At 73.4% G+C, this 17,344-nt stretch carries 17 protein-coding genes; 10 read left to right on the forward strand and 7 right to left on the reverse strand.

The window, feature by feature from the left end; all coding sequences use genetic code 11:
• Positions 1 to 143: 143 nt before the first annotated feature.
• The 5 genes from IEZ10_RS39015 to IEZ10_RS17695 all read left to right on the forward strand — a co-directional run bounded on the left by IEZ10_RS39015 (position 144) and on the right by IEZ10_RS17695 (position 8,039).
• A complete protein-coding gene (locus IEZ10_RS39015) occupies positions 144 to 2,564 on the forward strand; it encodes a serine/threonine-protein kinase (protein ID WP_229811374.1) in 2,421 nt (806 codons plus the stop codon).
• Positions 2,561 to 4,504: a serine/threonine-protein kinase gene (locus IEZ10_RS17680; RefSeq protein WP_189247607.1), complete on the forward strand. Its 1,944-nt coding sequence runs from the start codon at positions 2,561 to 2,563 to the stop codon at positions 4,502 to 4,504. Before IEZ10_RS39015 ends, IEZ10_RS17680 begins: the two co-directional genes overlap by 4 nt.
• 49 nt (positions 4,505 to 4,553) lie before the next feature.
• A complete protein-coding gene (locus IEZ10_RS17685) occupies positions 4,554 to 5,942 on the forward strand; it encodes a serine/threonine-protein kinase (RefSeq protein ID WP_189247608.1) in 1,389 nt (462 codons plus the stop codon).
• A gap of 345 nt (positions 5,943 to 6,287) precedes the next feature.
• Complete coding sequence (locus IEZ10_RS17690; protein ID WP_189247609.1) at positions 6,288 to 7,067, forward strand: electron transfer flavoprotein subunit beta/FixA family protein; 780 nt, start codon at positions 6,288 to 6,290, stop codon at positions 7,065 to 7,067.
• 18 nt (positions 7,068 to 7,085) lie between these two features.
• Positions 7,086 to 8,039 carry an electron transfer flavoprotein subunit alpha/FixB family protein gene (locus tag IEZ10_RS17695; RefSeq protein WP_189247610.1) on the forward strand — a complete coding sequence of 318 codons (954 nt, stop codon included), beginning with the start codon at positions 7,086 to 7,088 and terminating at the stop codon, positions 8,037 to 8,039.
• A gap of 87 nt (positions 8,040 to 8,126) precedes the next feature.
• Here the strand turns inward: IEZ10_RS17695 and IEZ10_RS17700 are convergent, their stop codons facing one another.
• The 4 genes from IEZ10_RS17700 to IEZ10_RS17715 form a co-directional block, all read right to left on the reverse strand.
• The gene (locus IEZ10_RS17700; protein ID WP_189247611.1) at positions 8,127 to 8,456 is read right to left on the reverse strand and encodes a helix-turn-helix domain-containing protein; all 330 of its coding nucleotides are present in this window, start codon (positions 8,454 to 8,456) and stop codon (positions 8,127 to 8,129) included.
• Positions 8,453 to 8,824 carry a type II toxin-antitoxin system RelE/ParE family toxin gene (locus IEZ10_RS17705; protein WP_189247612.1) on the reverse strand — a complete coding sequence of 124 codons (372 nt, stop codon included), beginning with the start codon at positions 8,822 to 8,824 and terminating at the stop codon, positions 8,453 to 8,455. Before IEZ10_RS17705 ends, IEZ10_RS17700 begins: the two co-directional genes overlap by 4 nt.
• Positions 8,825 to 8,962: 138 nt before the next feature.
• Entirely contained in the window at positions 8,963 to 10,159 is a 1,197-nt protein-coding gene (locus IEZ10_RS17710) for an MFS transporter (protein ID WP_189247613.1), read from the reverse strand.
• Between the two features lie 140 nt (positions 10,160 to 10,299).
• Positions 10,300 to 10,806, reverse strand: a complete 507-nt coding sequence (locus IEZ10_RS17715; RefSeq protein ID WP_179824983.1) for a TetR/AcrR family transcriptional regulator — start codon at positions 10,804 to 10,806, stop codon at positions 10,300 to 10,302.
• 209 nt (positions 10,807 to 11,015) lie between these two features.
• On the opposite strand from IEZ10_RS17715, the gene IEZ10_RS17720 reads away from it, so the two are divergent.
• Both IEZ10_RS17720 and mnmA read left to right on the forward strand, forming a co-directional pair.
• Positions 11,016 to 12,179, forward strand: a complete 1,164-nt coding sequence (locus IEZ10_RS17720; protein WP_189247614.1) for a cysteine desulfurase family protein — start codon at positions 11,016 to 11,018, stop codon at positions 12,177 to 12,179.
• Between the two features lie 123 nt (positions 12,180 to 12,302).
• Positions 12,303 to 13,373, forward strand: coding sequence for a tRNA 2-thiouridine(34) synthase MnmA (mnmA, locus tag IEZ10_RS17725; protein WP_189247615.1), 1,071 nt, complete (start codon positions 12,303 to 12,305; stop codon positions 13,371 to 13,373).
• 110 nt (positions 13,374 to 13,483) lie between these two features.
• Here mnmA and IEZ10_RS17730 read toward each other — a convergent pair whose 3' ends face one another.
• The 3 genes from IEZ10_RS17730 to IEZ10_RS17740 form a co-directional block, all read right to left on the reverse strand.
• A complete protein-coding gene (locus IEZ10_RS17730) occupies positions 13,484 to 14,125 on the reverse strand; it encodes an MBL fold metallo-hydrolase (RefSeq protein ID WP_189247616.1) in 642 nt (213 codons plus the stop codon).
• 125 nt (positions 14,126 to 14,250) lie between these two features.
• Entirely contained in the window at positions 14,251 to 15,354 is a 1,104-nt protein-coding gene (locus tag IEZ10_RS17735; protein ID WP_229811375.1) for a transglycosylase SLT domain-containing protein, read from the reverse strand.
• Positions 15,354 to 15,620, reverse strand: a complete 267-nt coding sequence (locus IEZ10_RS17740; RefSeq protein WP_229811376.1) for a hypothetical protein — start codon at positions 15,618 to 15,620, stop codon at positions 15,354 to 15,356. Before IEZ10_RS17740 ends, IEZ10_RS17735 begins: the two co-directional genes overlap by 1 nt.
• 202 nt (positions 15,621 to 15,822) lie before the next feature.
• On the opposite strand from IEZ10_RS17740, the gene IEZ10_RS17745 reads away from it, so the two are divergent.
• The 3 genes from IEZ10_RS17745 to IEZ10_RS17755 all read left to right on the forward strand — a co-directional run bounded on the left by IEZ10_RS17745 (position 15,823) and on the right by IEZ10_RS17755 (position 17,341).
• Positions 15,823 to 16,383, forward strand: a complete 561-nt coding sequence (locus IEZ10_RS17745; RefSeq protein WP_189247618.1) for a hypothetical protein — start codon at positions 15,823 to 15,825, stop codon at positions 16,381 to 16,383.
• Between the two features lie 233 nt (positions 16,384 to 16,616).
• Complete coding sequence (locus IEZ10_RS17750; protein ID WP_189247619.1) at positions 16,617 to 17,021, forward strand: YbaB/EbfC family nucleoid-associated protein; 405 nt, start codon at positions 16,617 to 16,619, stop codon at positions 17,019 to 17,021.
• Positions 17,018 to 17,341: a hypothetical protein gene (locus IEZ10_RS17755; protein ID WP_189247620.1), complete on the forward strand. Its 324-nt coding sequence runs from the start codon at positions 17,018 to 17,020 to the stop codon at positions 17,339 to 17,341. Before IEZ10_RS17750 ends, IEZ10_RS17755 begins: the two co-directional genes overlap by 4 nt.
• The last annotated feature ends 3 nt before the right edge of the window (positions 17,342 to 17,344 follow it).

The raw sequence follows: 17,344 nt of genomic DNA on the forward strand, positions 1-17,344 counted from the left end.
TGGGCGAACCGTCGCCGAAAAGAGATTGAGTGTTGTCTGCCTTTGGGAAACCGTTGAAGTCTCGCGGACGTTACGTGTTCGGGGAGTATGGCCTGATGGTTCAGCTCATGGGCGGTGTTTAACCGGATATGGTGCTACATGCCATGAATCAGGACGACCGATTGGGTCCTTACCGGCTGCTCCGGCGGCTCGGCGAGGGCGGCATGGGCGTGGTCCATCTCGCCACCGATCCCCGCGGCCGTCAGGTGGCGGTGAAGGTCCTGCGCGGTGAGGTCGCCGGAGACGACGTGGCGCGCCGCAGGCTCTCCCGCGAGGTCGAGACCATGCGCCGGGTGCGCAGCGAGTACATCGCCGAGGTCGTCGACGCCGACGTGACCGGTCACCGCCCCTACATCGTGACGCGATACGTCCCCGGCCGGTCGCTGGAGGAACTGGTCAAGCAGGACGGCCCGCTGGAGCTGCCCGCCCTCCTCCAGGTCGCCCACGGGGTGGCGGTGGCGCTGGCCGCCGTGCACTCCGTCGGGGTGATCCACCGTGACCTCAAGCCCGGCAACGTCCTCATCCTGGACGGCCGCCCCGTCCTCATCGACTTCGGCATCGCGCAGGCCGTGGACGCCACCCGGCTCACCCAGACCGGCATGTTCATCGGCACGCCCGGCTACCTCGCCCCCGAGATCATCGAGGGGCACGAGGCCGGGCCCGAGGTGGACGTGCACGCCTGGGGCGGCACGCTGGTCTTCGCGGCCACCGGCCGCCCGCCCTTCGGCAAGGGCACGCTGGAGATGATCTTCTACAACATCACCGCGGGCAAGGCCGACGTCGACTCCGTCCCCGAGCCGCTTCGTCCGCTGCTGCGGGCCGCGCTCCAGCGCGACCCGGCCAGGCGTCCCGCGGCGGCCGAGCTGGCCGGGCAGGTGGGGCATCTGATGGCCGGGGGCGGCCGGCCCCGGGTGTCCGACGAGATGGTCACGGTCCCGCGCTTCGGCGACGCGGGACCCGGCGGTCCCGGCGCGGGCGGCGCCGGCGTCACGGGCCCGGCGGGCGGGAGCCTTCCCGGCGGGCCGGACGGCTCCGGCGGCCGGGGAGTCCCCGGCGGTCACGGGTTTCCGGGCCGGCCGGGCGACCTCGGCGACGTGCCGACCCCGGCGACACCTCGCCCGGGCGCCGGGCCGTGGCCGCCGGCCCAGCCGACTCAGCCCTCCCCGGTCTCTCCCGCGTCCCCGGCGCAGGAGTACGTCTCGCTGCTCGGCGAGCAGCGGCCCGATGAGCGGCCCGGCGAGCGGCCCGCCGGGCAGTGGTCCGATGAGCGGCCCGGCGGGCAGTGGTCCGCGGAGCGGCCCGGCGGGCGGTGGCCCGCCGAGCGGCCGGCCGAGCGCTCGGCCGACCGGTCCGATCCCTGGCCCACCCGCAGGGTGACGCCCGAGGAGCTGCGCCGCGCCGCCGCCGAGGACGCCCACGACCTGCCCACCGGCGCGCTCGGGCCGGAGGACATCCCCACCGGGCGCGTGCCCACCGGCCCGTCCGGCGTCCCGGGCACATCGGGACTGGGCGCCTCCGGACCGGGCAGGTCCGGTCCGGCCCCGTGGGCCGGCTCGGGCGCGTGGACCGGCCCGGAGACGTCCGGCCCGTCCGGCGACGGCGCCCGGCCCGGCGTCTCCGACCGGTCGCGGCCTACGCCACAGGTGCCGGACGGCGACATCCCGACGCAGCGGGTCCGTCCCCAGGACCTGCAGGAGTACGCCCGCGACCACTCCGCCAGGCCCGGCTCCGGCCCCGGGGCCGTCCGCCCGGCGGCGCCGTACCCGCCGCCGGTGCCCTCCGAGGGGCCGCGCGACCGGTGGCCCGCGCCCGCGGACCCGTTCGAGCACACGCCGCACCTGCGGCCCGACCGGTCGCCGGCGCCGCCGCCCTACCCCTACCCCCATCCCCGGCCGCCCGGGGCGCAGGCGGGCCGGCTGCTGCAGCGTTCCCGCGCGCACGGCGTCGCCGGGACGATGGCGCTGGTCGCCGTCGCGGCGGTGGCCGTCCTGGTGCCGGTCCTCGCCGCCGTCGTGGCCGTGCCCGTCGTGATCCTGCTGCGCGCGGCCGACATCGCCCAGCCCGGTCTCGCCGCCCGCCGCCCGGCCGGCGCGGCGGCGGGCGACGTCCTGCGGGTGCTCGGCAACCCCGCCGCGTTACTGAAGGCGGTGGGCGTCACGATCGCGCTCCTGCCGTACGCGCTGATCCTCGGCCTGCCGGTGACGCTCCTGCTGACCGTGCTGGTCACCGGGATGCCGACCGTGAACGCGCTGAGCTGGGGGGCGGCGGTGGCGCTGTGGGCGATCAGCGCGGGACCGGGGGTTGAGGGCCCCAGCCGCCAGATGCGACGTACGCTGGCATCATTGCTGCCTTCGCGCGGCGCGGCCATGATCACGGCCGCGGCGGTGGGGGCGGCGGCGGTGCTGGCGGTCATCATGGCGGCCGGCACCGTGCGTGACGGGGCACGGGAGGCGAGGTGGACGCCGGTCGGTGTCAAGACGGTGGTGAGCAGACTGGACGAGCTACGGGAGAGGGCGAGGCGATGACGGGGGAGACGCAGGCGCCCGAGCGGCTGGGTCCTTACCGGCTGCTCAGGCAGATCGGCGAGGGCGGGATGGGGGTCGTCCACCTTGGGCTGGACGAGGACGGCCGCGAGGTGGCGGTCAAGGTGCTCCACCCACACGTGGCCGCCGACCTCAAGGCCCGCGACCGCCTCACCCGCGAGGTCGAGACCATGCGGCGGGTGCGCAGCCCGCAGGTCGCCGAGGTCGTCGACGCCGAGCTGACCGGCAGGCAGCCCTACATCGTCACCCGCTTCGCGCCGGGCCGCACGCTGGAGGACATCGTCCTCACCGACGGGCCGCTCGACGCGGACGAGGTGATCAGGCTCGCCCGGGGCCTGTGCGCGGCGCTGGTGGCGATCCACGCCGCCGACGTCGTCCACCGCGACCTCAAGCCCGCCAACGTGATGATCGTCGACGGCGAGCCGCTGGTCATCGACTTCGGCATCGCGCACCTGGTCAACGCCACCCGGCTGACCCAGACCGGCATGTTCGTCGGCACGCCCGGCTATCTCGCCCCGGAGATCATCCGTGACTCCGAGATCACCCAGGCGGCCGACGTGCACGCGCTGGCCTCGACGGTGTTCTTCGCCGCGACCGGCAAGCCGCCGTTCGGCACCGGCAGCTTCGAGGTCGTCTGCTTCAACATCATGGAGGGCCGGGCCAACATCGACCAGGCCCCCGTCTGGTTGCGCGGCTGGCTCCGCCGGGCGCTGGCCGTCGACCCCGTCGCCCGGCCGAGCGCCCAGGAACTGCTCCGGATGGCCCGCGAGCTCGACCCCACGGCCACGGTCCTGCACGAGACGCCGCCGCCCGCCGACGGCGGCACCCGCGTCCTCGACGCCGACGGCACCCGGGTCCTGGACGCCGACGGCGCCTCGACCCTGCCCGGCGGCGGGCCGGTGTCCCCGCCGAACGGCACCCGCACGCTGCCGCGCGGCGACGACTACGCCGACCTGCTGCCGCCGGTGGAGTACGCCAGGCCCGAACGGCGGAGCCGGCCGTCCCGCCCCGAGCCGAGCCTGACCCCGGAGGGGATCGCCCCGTACGTGCCGGCCACGCCGCCTCCTTACGCCGCGGCTCCGACGCGGCGGGGCGGCCACCCGCCGCCTCCCTACCCCGACCAGCGGGTCGCCGGCTACCCGCCGCCCCCGCCGACCGGGCAGCCCCAGCCGTACGCCCCGCCGGCCCAGGCCCGGCCGCACACCCCGCCGGACGCCCGGCCCCGGCCGCAGGAGCGCGCTCCGTACCGCACCGGGCATCCGCTGGCCGCGGCGCTGCTGCTGACGATCCTCGTCGGGCTGGCCTGCGTGCGCCCGGTCATGGTGAGCGCCGTCGCGCTGGTCGCGGTGCTGTGCCTGCGGGTGGGCGAGTACCTCTTCGGGGACCTCGCCGAGCGCCGTTCGGTGCGCGGCGGCAGCGCGGCCGACCCGCTGCTGGCGGTGCTGGGCACGCCGTGGGCGCTGGTCAAGGCGGCGCTCGCCACCGTGATCACCGCCCCGCTGGCCGCGATGTTCGGCATGTGCGTGTGGGGCGCGCTGCGGTTCGGCGCGCATCTGGGACCCAACACGGCCGCCGCCTACGCGGCCGGCGGGTTCGTGGCCGGGCTGTTCGTGCTGCCCGGCGGGGGCAAGCCGCGCCGGGCCGTCGCCCGCACGCTCACCGCCTCCATCCGCAGCCCCGGGGCGGCGATGGTGACCACGATCATCCTGGGCACGCTGGCGTTCTTCGCGGTGATGGCCGTGTTCACCGTGCACCCGTCCTTCGCGCCCTGGAAGCCGCCGACCCAGGTCATCGACCAGCTCACCCTGGAATGGCAGAACCAGGTGAACCGCGGGAAGATGGGCGTGCTCGACCTGGTCGGCGGTCTCGTCGACGACCTGCTGAACAGTCTGGGGCTGGGTTTCGTCACCTTCTGGAAGTGATCGTCCCCCTGCGGCACGATGGGGGGACGCAGGGCCGGAGGGAGTTCGCATGGGAGCACCGGACGGCGAGAGCCTAGGCCCCTACCGCCTGCTGTCCACGCTCGGGGCGGGCGGCTTCGGGGAGGTCCACCTCGCGCTGGACCCCGAGGGGCGCACGGTCGCGGTCAAGATCCTGCACCCGCACGTCGCGGCCGACACGACGGCCCTGGCCCGGCTGGCCCGCGAGGTCGAGACCATGCGGCGCGTCCAGGGGCCGCACGTCGCCGAGGTGCTCGACGCCTCCATGACGGGCCCCCGCCCCTACCTCGTCACCCGTTACGTGCAGGGCCGCCCGCTCAGCGCGGTCATCGCGGACGGAGCCGTCGAGGGGGACGGCCTGGCGCGTCTGGCGTACGGCCTGGCCGAGGCGCTGGTGGCGATCCACGCCGCCGAGGTCGTCCACCGCGACCTCAAGCCCGCCAACGTGATCCTGACCGACGGCGAGCCGGTGGTGATCGACTTCGGTATCGCCTGCGCGCTCGACTCCGTCTCGGTCACGGCGTCCGGCGCGGTCCTGGGCACGCCCGGCTACCTCGCGCCCGAGGTGCTGGAGGGCGCCGACGCCGGTCCCGCGGCCGACCTGTTCTCGCTCGGCGCGACGCTGGCCCACGCCGCCACCGGCCGCCCGCCGTACGGCGTCGGCCCGCCCTCGGCGGTCGGCTACCGCGTCGTCCACCACGATCCCGACCTGGAGGGCGTGCCCGGCTGGCTCGCGCCGCTGCTCGCCGGGTGCCTGCGGCGCGACCCGTCCGCCCGGCCCTCGGCGTCCGAGCTGCTGGCCGTGCTGGAGGCCGAGCCGCGGGTGGCCGCACTGCCCGCACCGCCCGCCCGGCGGGTCCGCCCCGCGCTCGCCGCCGGGGTCGCCGAGGCGCGGGCGGCGGAGGCGCAGGCCACTGGGCTGCGGGGGGCGGAGGCGCAGGCCGCCGGGATGCGGGCGGCGGAGACCGGCGTCGCCGACGCCGCCTTCCGTGAGCCGGGGGGCGGCGCGGCCGGGGGCGGGCTGCACGGCCTGGTCACCCGCGAATGGCGTCCCGGGCGGAGACGGCCGCCCGGCCGGCCCTCGCCGGAGGAGCTGCGCGAGCGCCGCCGCGCCGTACTGCACCGCCGCTGGGTGATCGGCACCGGGCTGCTGGCCGCGCTGGCCGCGGCGACGGCGCGGAACCCGCTGCCCGAGGTGTCACTGCTGCTGCTGTCGGCGTACACGCTGGCGGTGACCGTCGACGCGGGGGTCGCGATGTTCGCCCGGAAGAACCGCGGGCGCGCGTTCCTCGACCTGGGCGGCATCGCCGGGACCCTCGCGCTGTGGGCCGCGCTCGGCGCGTTCTTCAGCACCCTGACCCTCGCGCTGGCCCTGGGAACCGTCGTCCTCGTCGTGGGGGCGATCCTCCTGGGCTCCTGACACCCCGGAGCCCGGGGAGCTTTTCGCCGCGGGCGAATCCCGGGTGAGGCTCCCGCGTCGGCGGAACATAGTTCGGTTAGGGTGGTGGGACACCGGTCGGAACGAAGGTCGATCGTCGGGTGAACAGCACACTGCCTGGCGGTTTGCACCTAAGCTACCGATGGGTAACATGATGTCGGGAGCCGGCGGGCGCGCGCCGGACCGGACATCCCACTGTCACGCCGCCCTCGGGCACCTGGCAGTCTTGGCATCACGTGCACGTGCCCCGCGTGTGCGTACCGCACATCCGGCGCCAACCGCAAGGACGCGGTGGCGTACGCGAACACGGGAGGTCGGCCACCGGCCATGAACATCGTCGTCTGCGTGAAGCAGGTCCCCGACACGGCGACCGAGCGCAAGCTGAGGTCCGATGACAAGACGCTCGACCGCGACGCCGCCGACGGCGTCATCAACGAGCTGTGTGAATACGCGGTCGAGGAGGCGCTGCGCCTGAAGGAGGCCCACGGCGGTGAGGTGACGGTCCTCACCATGGGTCCCGGCAAGGCCACCGACACCATCCGCAAGGCCCTGGCCATGGGCGCCGACAAGGCGGTCCACCTGGTGGACGACGCGCTGCACGGCTCCGACGCGCTGGGCACCTCCTACGCCCTGGCGCAGACCCTCAAGAAGATCGGCTTCGACCTGGTCGTGCTCGGCTCGGAGTCGACCGACGCCCGCACCGGCGTCCTCGCCGCCATGCTGGCCGAGCGCCTCGGCGTGCCGCAGCTCACCTTCTCCAACAAGGTCGAGGTGAACGGCGAGACCATCACCGCCCAGCGCGTCACCGACTACGGCTACGACCGGGTCGAGGCCTCGCTGCCCGCCGTCGTCTCCGTGGTCGAGAAGATCAACGAGCCGCGCTACCCCTCTTTCAAGGGCATCATGGCCGCCAAGAAGAAGCCGGTCACCACGCTCGGCATCGCCGACGCGGAGATCGACGCCTCCCAGGTGGGCCTGGCCAACTCCTGGAGCGAGGTCGTCGACTTCGCCGCCGCCCCGCCCCGCGCGGCCGGCACCATCGTCAAGGACGAGGGCGACGGCGGCGTGAAGACCGCCGACTTCCTCGCGTCGAAGAAGTTCGTCTGAGGACGGGGGTCAACCGAAATGTCTGAGATTCTCGTTCTCGTCGAGCACGTCGAGGGCCAGGTCAAGAAGGTCACGCTCGAACTGCTGACGCTCGCCCGCAAGCTGGGCGCGCCGTCGGCCGTCTGGGCCGGTCCCGGATACACCGCCGAGGCCCAGGCCCGGCTGGCCGAGCACGGCGCCGAGAAGGTCTACGTCGCCGACTCGGCCGACATCGCCGACCACGTCGTCGCGCCCAAGGCCGAGCTGCTGGCCCAGCTCGCCACGGAGAAGTCCGCCGCCGCGGTGCTCGTCGCCGCCACGGCCGAGGCCAAGGAGATCGCGGCCCGCCTGGCGATCAAGCTCGACGCCGGCATCCTCACCGACGTCGTCGGGATCCAGGACGGCATGGTCGCCGAGCACTCGATCTTCGGCGGTGGCGTCAACGTCCGGGCCCGGGTGACCAAGGGCCTCCCGATCATCGCCGTCCGTCCCAACTCCACGCCGGTCGAGCCCGCCGCGGGCGCGGGCGCCGAGGAGCGGGTCTCGGTGGCCGTCTCCGACGCCGCCAGGGCCGTCCGGGTCGTCGAGCGCGTCAAGGAGGAGAAGGGGGCCCGTCCGGAGCTCACCGAGGCCGCGATCGTGGTCTCCGGCGGGCGCGGCGTGGGCTCGGCCGAGAACTTCTCGATCATCGAGAAGCTCGCCGACTCCCTCGGCGCGGCGGTCGGCGCCTCCCGCGCCGCCACCGACGCCGGCTGGTACCCCCACCAGTTCCAGGTCGGCCAGACCGGCAAGACCGTCTCGCCGCAGCTCTACATCGCCGCGGGCATCTCCGGTGCCATCCAGCACCGGGCCGGCATGCAGACCGCCAAGACGATCGTCGCGATCAACAAGGACCCCGAGGCGCCGATCTTCGAGCTGGCCGACTTCGGTGTCGTGGGCGACCTGCACCAGGTCGTCCCGCAGCTGACCGAGGAGATCGCCAAGCGCAAGTGACGCGCGGCCCGCGAGGCGGGCACGGAACCCGGGAAGGCGCCGCACACGCGTGCGGCGCCTTCTCGCGTCCCCGGGGCCGCCACGTCCTCAGGCGACTCTGACGGAGTGCGGGCCGACGCTGATCGTCACGTCGACATGCCCGCCCAGCGCGGCCGCGTAGGCCCGGAGGGTCTCCAGCTCCATGGTGTCGATGTCGCCGTTCTCGATCTGGGATACCCGCGACTGGGAGATGCCGAGTGCGGCGGCGACCTCGGCCTGAGTCTTGCCCAGCGCTTTGCGCAGTTCCTTCAGGTGATGACCGGCCACGTACGCGTTCAGTGCGGCTTCGGCGGTCGCCTGCCGTTCCGGATCGGCCAGCTCGGGGTGCAGCCGGTGAGCCTCGGCCTTGACCTCCTGCCAGCGGCGTGCGGGGCTCATGGCGTCTCCTCCCTCTTCTCCGCGCGGTACTCCACATACCGGGACTTGGCCAGGGGGATCGCTTCGTCGTACCACCGCGACCACCTGCCCGCCTTGTCCCCGGCGACAAGGAAGATCGCCTCCCTGTCGGGATCGAAGACGAAGATGATTCTAATCTCCGACCGCCCTCGTGAGCCTGGGCGAAGCTCCTTGAGGTTGCTCAGATCGTCATCCACCAACGTGTCCACCAAAGGCCGCCCGAGGGTGGGGCCGATCTCCGCCAACCGGTCGATCGCCTTCTCGACGAGGGCTGCCGAGTCTGGATCGCTCTCACACAACTTGAGGAACCACGAATCCACCGGTTCCAGTAGGACGATCTCCCAGGTCATGCCAGGAATATAACTCTGAGCTCATATCTTGTCCGGAGCTTCGGCGATATGGAAGGGCCCTACCTGACTTTCCTGGGTTCCGGGGGCGCCGTCCCGTACGGCGAGGCGTGCGGGACGGCGGCCGGCGCGGTGGCCGGGTCAGGCGGCCATGGAGAGTTCGCGGTCGGGGGTGTCGGCCGGGGTGGCGGGGACCCGCGTGCCGGCGCGCGGCAGGAACCGCGCGGCCGCGGCGATCAGCAGGCCCAGCACCACGGCGATGCCGAGCGCGGTCCGCAGCGTGGCGACGTCGGAGATGAAGCCGATGACGACCGGGCCGAGCAGCAGCCCCGCGTACCCCATCGCGCCGGTCTGGGCGATGGCCGGGCCGGGGTTGGCGACGGCGCCGCCCGCCAGGGACAGGGCCATCGGGGAGATCGTCGCCACTCCGATGCCCACGAGGAACATGGTGGCGATGGCGACCATGGCCGTCGAGGCGGTGAGGACGACGGCGAACATCGCGGCGGTCACCAGCCCGGAGACCATGAGCATGCCGCGGGCGCCGAAGCGGGCCCGGACCCGGTCGCCGCCCAGGCGGCCGAACAGCATGCCGGCCTCCAGCACCGGGTAGCCCAGTGCGGCCAGCGCCTCGGGGGCGCCGACCACGTCGCGCAGGTACAGGCCGTTCCAGTCGGCGACCGTGCCCTCCACCATGAAGGCGCAGAACGCGATCGCGCCGAGCAGGTAGACCACCGGCGGCATCCGGTGACGCGTCCCGGCCTGGCCGTCCTCGACGACGACCGGGTCGGGCAGGTAGGTGCGGCTGATGACGACCAGCAGGGGCAGCGAGACCAGGGCGATGAGGGCCAGGTGCGCCGTGGACGACAGCCCCGCGGCGATGGCCGCGGTGCCGAGCAGGCCCGCGGAGATCGCCCCCACGCACCAGCCGGCGTGCATGCCGTTCATCAGCGGGCGGCCGTAGGCGCGCTCGACGGCCGAGCCCTGCGCGTTCATCGCGACGTCCACGGAGCCGAACGCCATGCCGAAGAGCCCGGCGGTCACCAGCAGCAGGGGGTACGTCGGCGCGAACGCCAGCAGGGCGAGGGTCGCCGCACAGAGGGGAGCGCCGATCCGCAGCACGCTCCGGCTGCCGAAGCGCGTCATCACCCGGCGCATGGACTGCATGGTGACGAGGGCGCCCAGCCCCCACACCAGCAGCGTCACGCCGACCGACGCCTCGGACAGGCCGAGTTTGTCGGACAGCGCGGGGATGCGCACGGTCATCGATCCGCACATCAGTCCGGCGAGCACGAAGGTGAGAACGGCACCGGTACGGGCCGTCCTCAGGGCGCGGGTCATCACGGGCTCCTTACATGAATGTCGTTGAACGTCGTCGTCGATCGGCACGCACGAGCGGGCCGCCTCCGCGCGGGCGGAGACGACCGCGGGCGCGATCGGTGGTGTGGGGGGTGTGCGCAGGGGCCGCGGGAGCGGGTCGCTCAGGCGGGCAGCAGCGCCAGCAGGCGCCGTTTCAGCTCGTCGTAGCGCTCGTCGTCGTACAGGGCCGGGTCGTGGCTGACCACGTCCCACAGCCCCTCGCAGGCGAGCCGTACGATCTGCGCGGCGACCGGGTCGGGCTCGTCGTCCAGCCCTTCGCGGTGCCATCTGGCCATCGCCTCGCGCAACGGGGCGAGGAGGAGGAGGTTGCCGGACGCGCCGGTGACCACGGCCCAGCGCCGCAGCCTGCCGGTCCGCACGGCCTCGAACGTGGCGGCCAGGTAGTTCTTGGTGTAGGTGTCGTGGCCCTGGGCGGCGACGAGCTGGTCGAAGTCCTCGATGAGGCGCTCGACCATGCCTTTGATCAGGGCTTCTTTGGAGTTGAAGTGGTAGAGCAGGCCGCCCTTGCTGCATCCGGCCCGCTCCGCGACGGCGGCCAGGGTCAGTGCCCCGGCGCCCTGGTCGCCGAGGAGGTCCTCCGCCGCGTCCAGTAGCTCTTCCCGTCGCATGACATCTACTGTACCGTCCGGACGGTTCAGCAAGCAAACGTGGCGGTTGTGACGCGCGTGACACTCGTGGCGGCCGTGGTGACCGCGATGGACACCGGGGGCCGCCGGCGGCCCCCGGGGAGCGGCGGGGACCGCCGAGACGGCGCTCGTCCGGGCGCGGATACGCTTGGGAGGGCCGGAGAACAGGGGCCGGGGAAGGGAGCGCGGTCGTGGAGTCTGCCTATCTCGATCACGCGGCGACCACGCCGATGCTGCCCGAGGCGATCGAGGCGATGACCGCCCAGCTCGGTGTGGTCGGCAACGCCTCGTCACTGCACGCCGCGGGCCGCCGGGCCCGCCGGGTCGTGGAGGAGGCGCGGGAGAACATCGCGGACGCGCTGGACGCCCGGCCGAGCGAGGTGGTCTTCACCTCCGGCGGCACCGAGGCCGACAACCTGGCCGTCAAGGGCCTGTACTGGGCCCGCCGCGCCAGGGGCGCGACCCGGATCCTGATGAGCGCGGCCGAGCACCACGCCGCCCTCGACCCCGCGCACTGGCTGGGCGACCACCAGGACGCGAAGGTGGAGCTGCTGGAGGTGGACGAGCTCGGCCGGGTGCACCCGCAGACCCTCCGCGACGCCGTCGAGCGCGACCCGGAGAGCGTCGCCCTGGTGAGCGTGATGTGGGCCAACAACGAGGTCGGCACCGTCCAGCCGGTCCGCGTGCTCGCCGCCATCGCCCACAACCACGGCATCCCCTTCCACACCGACGCGGTGCAGGCCGTCGGCCAGCTCCCGGTCGCGTTCGCCGCCTCCGGCGTGGACGCCATGGCTGTCTCCGGCCACAAGGTCGGCGGCCCGATCGGCGCCGGCGCGCTGCTGCTGGCCCGCGGCGTCGATCCGGTGCCGGTGCTGCACGGCGGCGGCCAGGAGCGCGACGTGCGCTCCGGCACGCTCGACGCCCCGGCGATCGCCGGGTTCGCCGCGGCCGTGCGGACCGCGGTGGACCGTCAGGCCGAGACCGCGGCCCGGCTGACCGCGCTCCGCGACGACCTGATCAGCCGGGTCCGCGAGGCCGTCCCCGACGTGATCCTCAACGGCGACCCGGTGAACCGGCTGCCCGGCAACGCGCACTTCTCCTTCCCCGGGTGCGAGGGCGACGCGCTGCTGATGCTCCTGGACGCCAAGGGCGTGGAGTGCTCGACCGGCTCGGCGTGCTCGGCCGGGGTGGCGCAGCCCTCCCACGTCCTGCTCGCCATGGGCGCCGACGCGGTCCGGGCGCGCGGCTCGCTCCGTTTCTCCCTGGGCCACACCTCGACCCGGGACGACGTGGACCGGGTGGCGGCCGTCATCGGCACGGTCGTCGAACGCGCCCGCCGGGCCGGTCTGAGCTGACCCGCGCCGCCTGCCGTACGGGGGGCGGAGCGCCGCGCGGCCGTACGGCGACCGCCCGAGCGCCGGGGAAGGGCACGGCCGGGCTGACGGCGTGCCCCGCCGCGCGGGTACGCTCAAGGGGTTATGACACTTCGCGTGCTTGCCGCCATGTCCGGCGGCGTCGACTCCGCCGTGGCCGCCGCCCGCATCGCCGAGGCCGGCCATGACGTCACCGGCGTGCATCTGGCGCTCTCGGCCAACCCGCAGTCCTACCGGACCGGCGCCCGCGGCTGCTGCACGATCGAGGACTCCCGTGACGCCCGCCGGGCCGCCGACGTCATCGGCATCCCGTTCTACGTCTGGGACATGGCCGAACGCTTCCACCGTGACGTGGTGGAGGACTTCGTCAGCGAGTACGCCGCCGGCCGCACGCCCAACCCGTGCCTGCGGTGCAACGAGAAGATCAAGTTCGAGGCGGTCCTCACCCGGGCCCTCGCCCTCGGCTTCGACGCGGTGGCCACCGGCCACCACGCCCGGCTCGTCGACGGCGTGCTGAGCCGCAGCCCCGACGCGGCCAAGGACCAGTCCTACGTCCTCGGGGTGCTCACCAGGGAGCAGCTCGGGCACGCGATCTTCCCGCTGGGCGACTCCACCAAGGCGCAGGTCCGCGAGGAGGCCGCCCGGCGCGGGCTCACCGTGGCCGACAAGCCCGACAGCCACGACATCTGCTTCATCGCCGACGGCGACACCCGGCGTTTCCTCGCCGACCGCCTCGGCGCGGCCCCCGGCCCGATCGTCGACGTCTCCGGCGAGGTCGTCGGCACCCACGAGGGGGCGTACGGCTTCACCGTCGGCCAGCGCAAGGGCCTGCGCGTCGACCGTCCGGCTCCCGACGGCCGACCGCGCTACGTGCTGTCCATCGAGCCGGTCTCCAACACCGTCACGGTCGGCCCCCGCTCCGCCCTGGAGGTCACCACCATCGTGGCCGCCCGGCCGGTGTGGAACGGCCCGGTGGCCGAGCCGCGCGAGCCGCTGGCCTGCACCGTCCAGCTCCGCGCGCACGGCGAGGTGTACGGCTGCCGCGCCCAGCTCTCCGGCGACGAGGTGCACATCACGCTCGACGCCCCGGCCACCGGGGTCGCGGCGGGCCAGGCCGCGGTGCTCTACCTGGACGACACCGTGATCGGCTCGGCCACCATCGTCACCGCCGCCTAGCCGTACGGCCGGTCGGCCGGTCGGCCGCCTGGGCGGTCAGCTATGCCCGGTCGGCCGGCCGGTCCCTCCCGCCCGGGGCGGGAGGGACCGGCGGCGCGACGGACCCATGTCTACGGCAGATCGACGGACTCGCCCGGCTTGAGACGGCGGATGTCGGCCTTCTGCTGCTCGCCCTCCCGCTCAAGCCAGCCGTCGATCAGGCCGAGCCCGGCGTCGTTGAGCAGGCCGTCGTGGGTGGAGAAGGCGCGGGCCGGGCGGACCCGGCGCAGATACTCCACCATCTCCGCCATCTTCATCCAAGGCGCGTTGGTCGGCACCAGGAGGGTGGGGACCTCCGTGCCGGGCGGGGTGAACGCGTCACCCGGGTAGAAGACCTCCTCGTCCACCAGGAACCCGGTGTTCCGCACGGCCGGGATGTCAGGGTGGTTGGGAGCGTGCCACTCGCCGACCACCTTCACCCCGAAACCGGCCGTGTCGAACGTGTCGCCGTGCCGTACGGTCCGGATCTCGGCGGGGAGGCCGGTCAGCGTGGCGGCCACCGCCTCGTTCGTCCAGATCTCCAGCGACGGGTCGGCCTCGACGGCCCGGCGCAGCCGTTCGACGTCGACGTGGTCGAAGTGCTCGTGGGTGATGAGCACGGTGCGCGCCCCCTCCAGTGCGGACTCCTCGCTGAAGGCGCCCGGGTCGATCACCAGGGCCGAGCCGTCCTTCTCCAGGCGGACGCACGCGTGCCCGAACTTCGTCAGCTTCATCGTCACAGCCTAGCCACGGGGGTCGGGACACGACCGGCCCGCCCGGCGGCCACCGGCTCCCGGACCCGCGCCGGGTGCCGGTGGCCGGGCGGAGCACCGGTCCGGGCGCGCCGGAGGCGGCGGGGTCAGTAGCCGACGTAGCCGCTGCCGGTCTTGCTGCCGACCACGCCGGGCACGTTGGAGACCGAACCGTACCGGCTGATGGCGTAGCGGACCCCGGCGATGATGTTGTCCACCGGGTTGTAGATGTCGCCGTGGCCCGGCAGCTTGTAAGAGTTGAAGGTCGGGTCGATGGTCTGCATCAGGCCCTTGGAGGGATGCCCCGCGGCCGCGTTGGAGTCCCAGTTGTTGATCGCGTGCGGGTTCCCGCCCGACTCGTGCTGGATGATCATCCAGATGTCGTTGGGGTTCATCTTCCCGACCGGGACACCCTGCTCCTTGAGAATCTCGATCGCCTGCTCGATCCACTCCTTGACCTTGCCGCTGGGGGCGGGGCCGCCGCCGGGCGGGGGCGGGCCGCTGGGCCCGTAACCGCCGAAACCGCCCCCCGATCCGTTGCCGCCGGGTGCGCCGCCTCCGGGGCCGCCGCCTCCGTTCGGCCCTCCCGCGGGGTGGTAGCCGATGGTCCGCTGCCAGTCCACGGTGTGGCCGGTCCCGGGCACGAACGGCTCGTCCCCGGGGTCGGCGATCCCGGTGAAGGTGAGATCCCGTTCACCGAGATACTTACCGATCTCCTTCATGGCCTTGGTCACGGCGGCGTCGGCCGCGTCGAAGTGGGGCTTCGCAGCGGTGGCGGCCGAGGAGGCCAGCTGCGAGATGCCCGCCGAGGTGTCCTGGGAGGTGTCCCCGCGGTTGGTCCTGCGGTAGGTGGCCACGTCGTTCAGGAGCGTGTCGGCGATTCTGCCGATCTTCGCCTTCGCGTCCTCCAGCGCCTTGGCGGCGGCGTCCAGGGAGTTCGCGCAGTTCGAGACGGCGAGCTCCAGCTCCTCACCCGCCCTGCCGTACTTGCTCATGTAGGTGGCGAAGTCGTCGGCGGAGTCGCCCTGCCAGGCGTCGTCCACGTTCTTCACGGCGGTGCCGAGGCCGCCGAAGTGCTCGTTCATCTTCCCGGCGGTACCGCGCCAGTGCTTGGCGACCGCGCGGATCGCCTCGGGGTTGCCGCTGACCTTGTCCAGGTAGTCGGCCAGCGGGCCGCCGCCGGGGAGCTGGCGGATCTGCTCGGAGCTCATCAGCTCCCACCCCCGGCCCGGTTCGCGCCGCGCACGTTGTCCTGCACCTGGTCGAGGGCCCGCTCCACGAGCCGGAGCTTCTTGCCGACGCGGCCGAGCTGGTCGTCGAGCGTCTTCTCGACCGTGTCGAGGGCCGCGGCGAGCCCGGAGGAGTCGGTCAGCCTGCCGAAGACGGAGGAGTCGGCCGTCTTGGCCGGGTACTGGCCGCCGAGCTCCTCGAACTTCCCGGCCAGTGTTTTCGCGGTCGTACGGCACTGATCGAGCATTTGGAAATGGATGTCGACACCCGCCACCGAGCCCGGCCTCCTCCCGTGTAGGCGCAAAGCCATCGAAGGCCGATCATAAGGGACATGGATCTTCGCGGGGCGGTGTCCCGGGAGGCACTGCCCGGCCGGACACCGCCGCCCGTGTTCCGGCAGGATGGATCCCGTCACGGTTTCGTTCCCGGTTCGTTGATGAGGACCCCGTATGAGTGAGAACGCGATCTCGATCGCGCGAGTGTTCGACGGTGTCGAGCCCGGCAGTGGGCGGCCGTTCTTCGACTCCGGTCACCCCCGGGCGGAGGATCCCGCCGAGCGGGAGCGGCTGGCGGCCTACCTCGACGGGGGCCGGGTGATCGCACACGAGCCGGGCCGCGACCCCGACCGGGTGGATTCCTCGCGCGGGGAGACGGTGCCGCGCGACGTCCGCACGGACGGGCGCTGGGTCTGGACGGACGCGGTCACCTACTACCTGCGGGAACACGGCCTGCTGCCCGACCCCGGGCTGTGCGGGCACGCCGCCGCCCACGGGTACCGCTGCCCCGAGGTCGGCGACGCCGAGGCGGACCGCGCGCTGCGTGCCCTGGGGCCTTCCTCGGTGCCCCTGCTCACGGTCGTCCCGGACGACACCGGGGCCGGCGCGCCCGAGCCCATCGTGCTGGAGACGTCCGCGGGGAGCCTGAGCGTCTCGCCCGACCTCACCCCCGAGGAGTTCGCCATCCTCGACGAGATGCGGCGGGCCACCGCCGAGCGGGACGGGGGCTCCTGACCGCTCTGCGGCCCCTCCGGCCCTGCCGGCGGTGTGTGCTCCGGCCCGGTCCCGCCCCGCGGTCCTGCTCCCCGGCCCCGTCCCGGTCCCGGCCGGCGTCCCCACCGTCCATGCGGCGGGCCGGGCCAGGGGTATGCCGGATTTATTGGATCTTGCCGGACTGTGAATAGTGTGTCTAGTTCTGTTGGGGTTCTTGTGGCGTATGGTTTTCCTGACTCCGGGAGGTGAAGACGGTGAGCGACGAGTTCCGCAGGACCATGGAAGAGCTGGCCGAGGAGTACAACCGGCAGGCGGCGCAGCTCCGCGAGACGTACGGCAGGCTCAACGAGCTGAACGTGACCGCGCAGTCCGACGACGGAATGGTGTCGGTGACGGTCGGACCGCGGGGCCAGGTCCAGGACCTCACGCTCGACCCCCGCGTCTACCGCAAGCTGTCCCCCTCCGAGCTGGCTCGGGCGATCATGGAGCAGATCGGCGCGGCGACGGGTGAGGTGGCCGATCAGACGAAGGAGCTGATGGCTCCGTTCCTGCCGGAGGGCCTGCCGTACGAGGAGGTCTTCGGCGAGGGCGCGAGCTTCGAGTCGTTCCTTCCCCAGCCGGTGGCGTTGCCGCCGATGGAGCCGGAGGGCCGTGAATGACGGCGTCCGGTGACGGCTACTACGCCGAGTGGGCGGACCTGCGCCGCAGATCGCTGCAGTACGGCGAGGAGCGCGACTTCCTGCGCGAGCGGCGCGACGAGCTGTGGCAGGCGTTCCTGCGGGAGAGCCCCCCGCTGGGTGACGACCAGTACGGCGCGGAGCTGGAGAAGCGGCTGCCCGGCATCAGGGACGCGCTCTTCGCGACGTTCGACGCGTACATCGACGAGGTCGGAGGCGTCCAGGAGCGGCTGAGGGTGAACGCCGCGACGTACGAGGGGGCCGAAGGAGCGGGAGTCATCCCCTCCTCGCGCAGCGTGTGATCC

It is taken from the genome of Streptosporangium pseudovulgare, assembly GCF_014648055.1.
GTDB lineage: Bacteria > Actinomycetota > Actinomycetes > Streptosporangiales > Streptosporangiaceae > Streptosporangium > Streptosporangium pseudovulgare.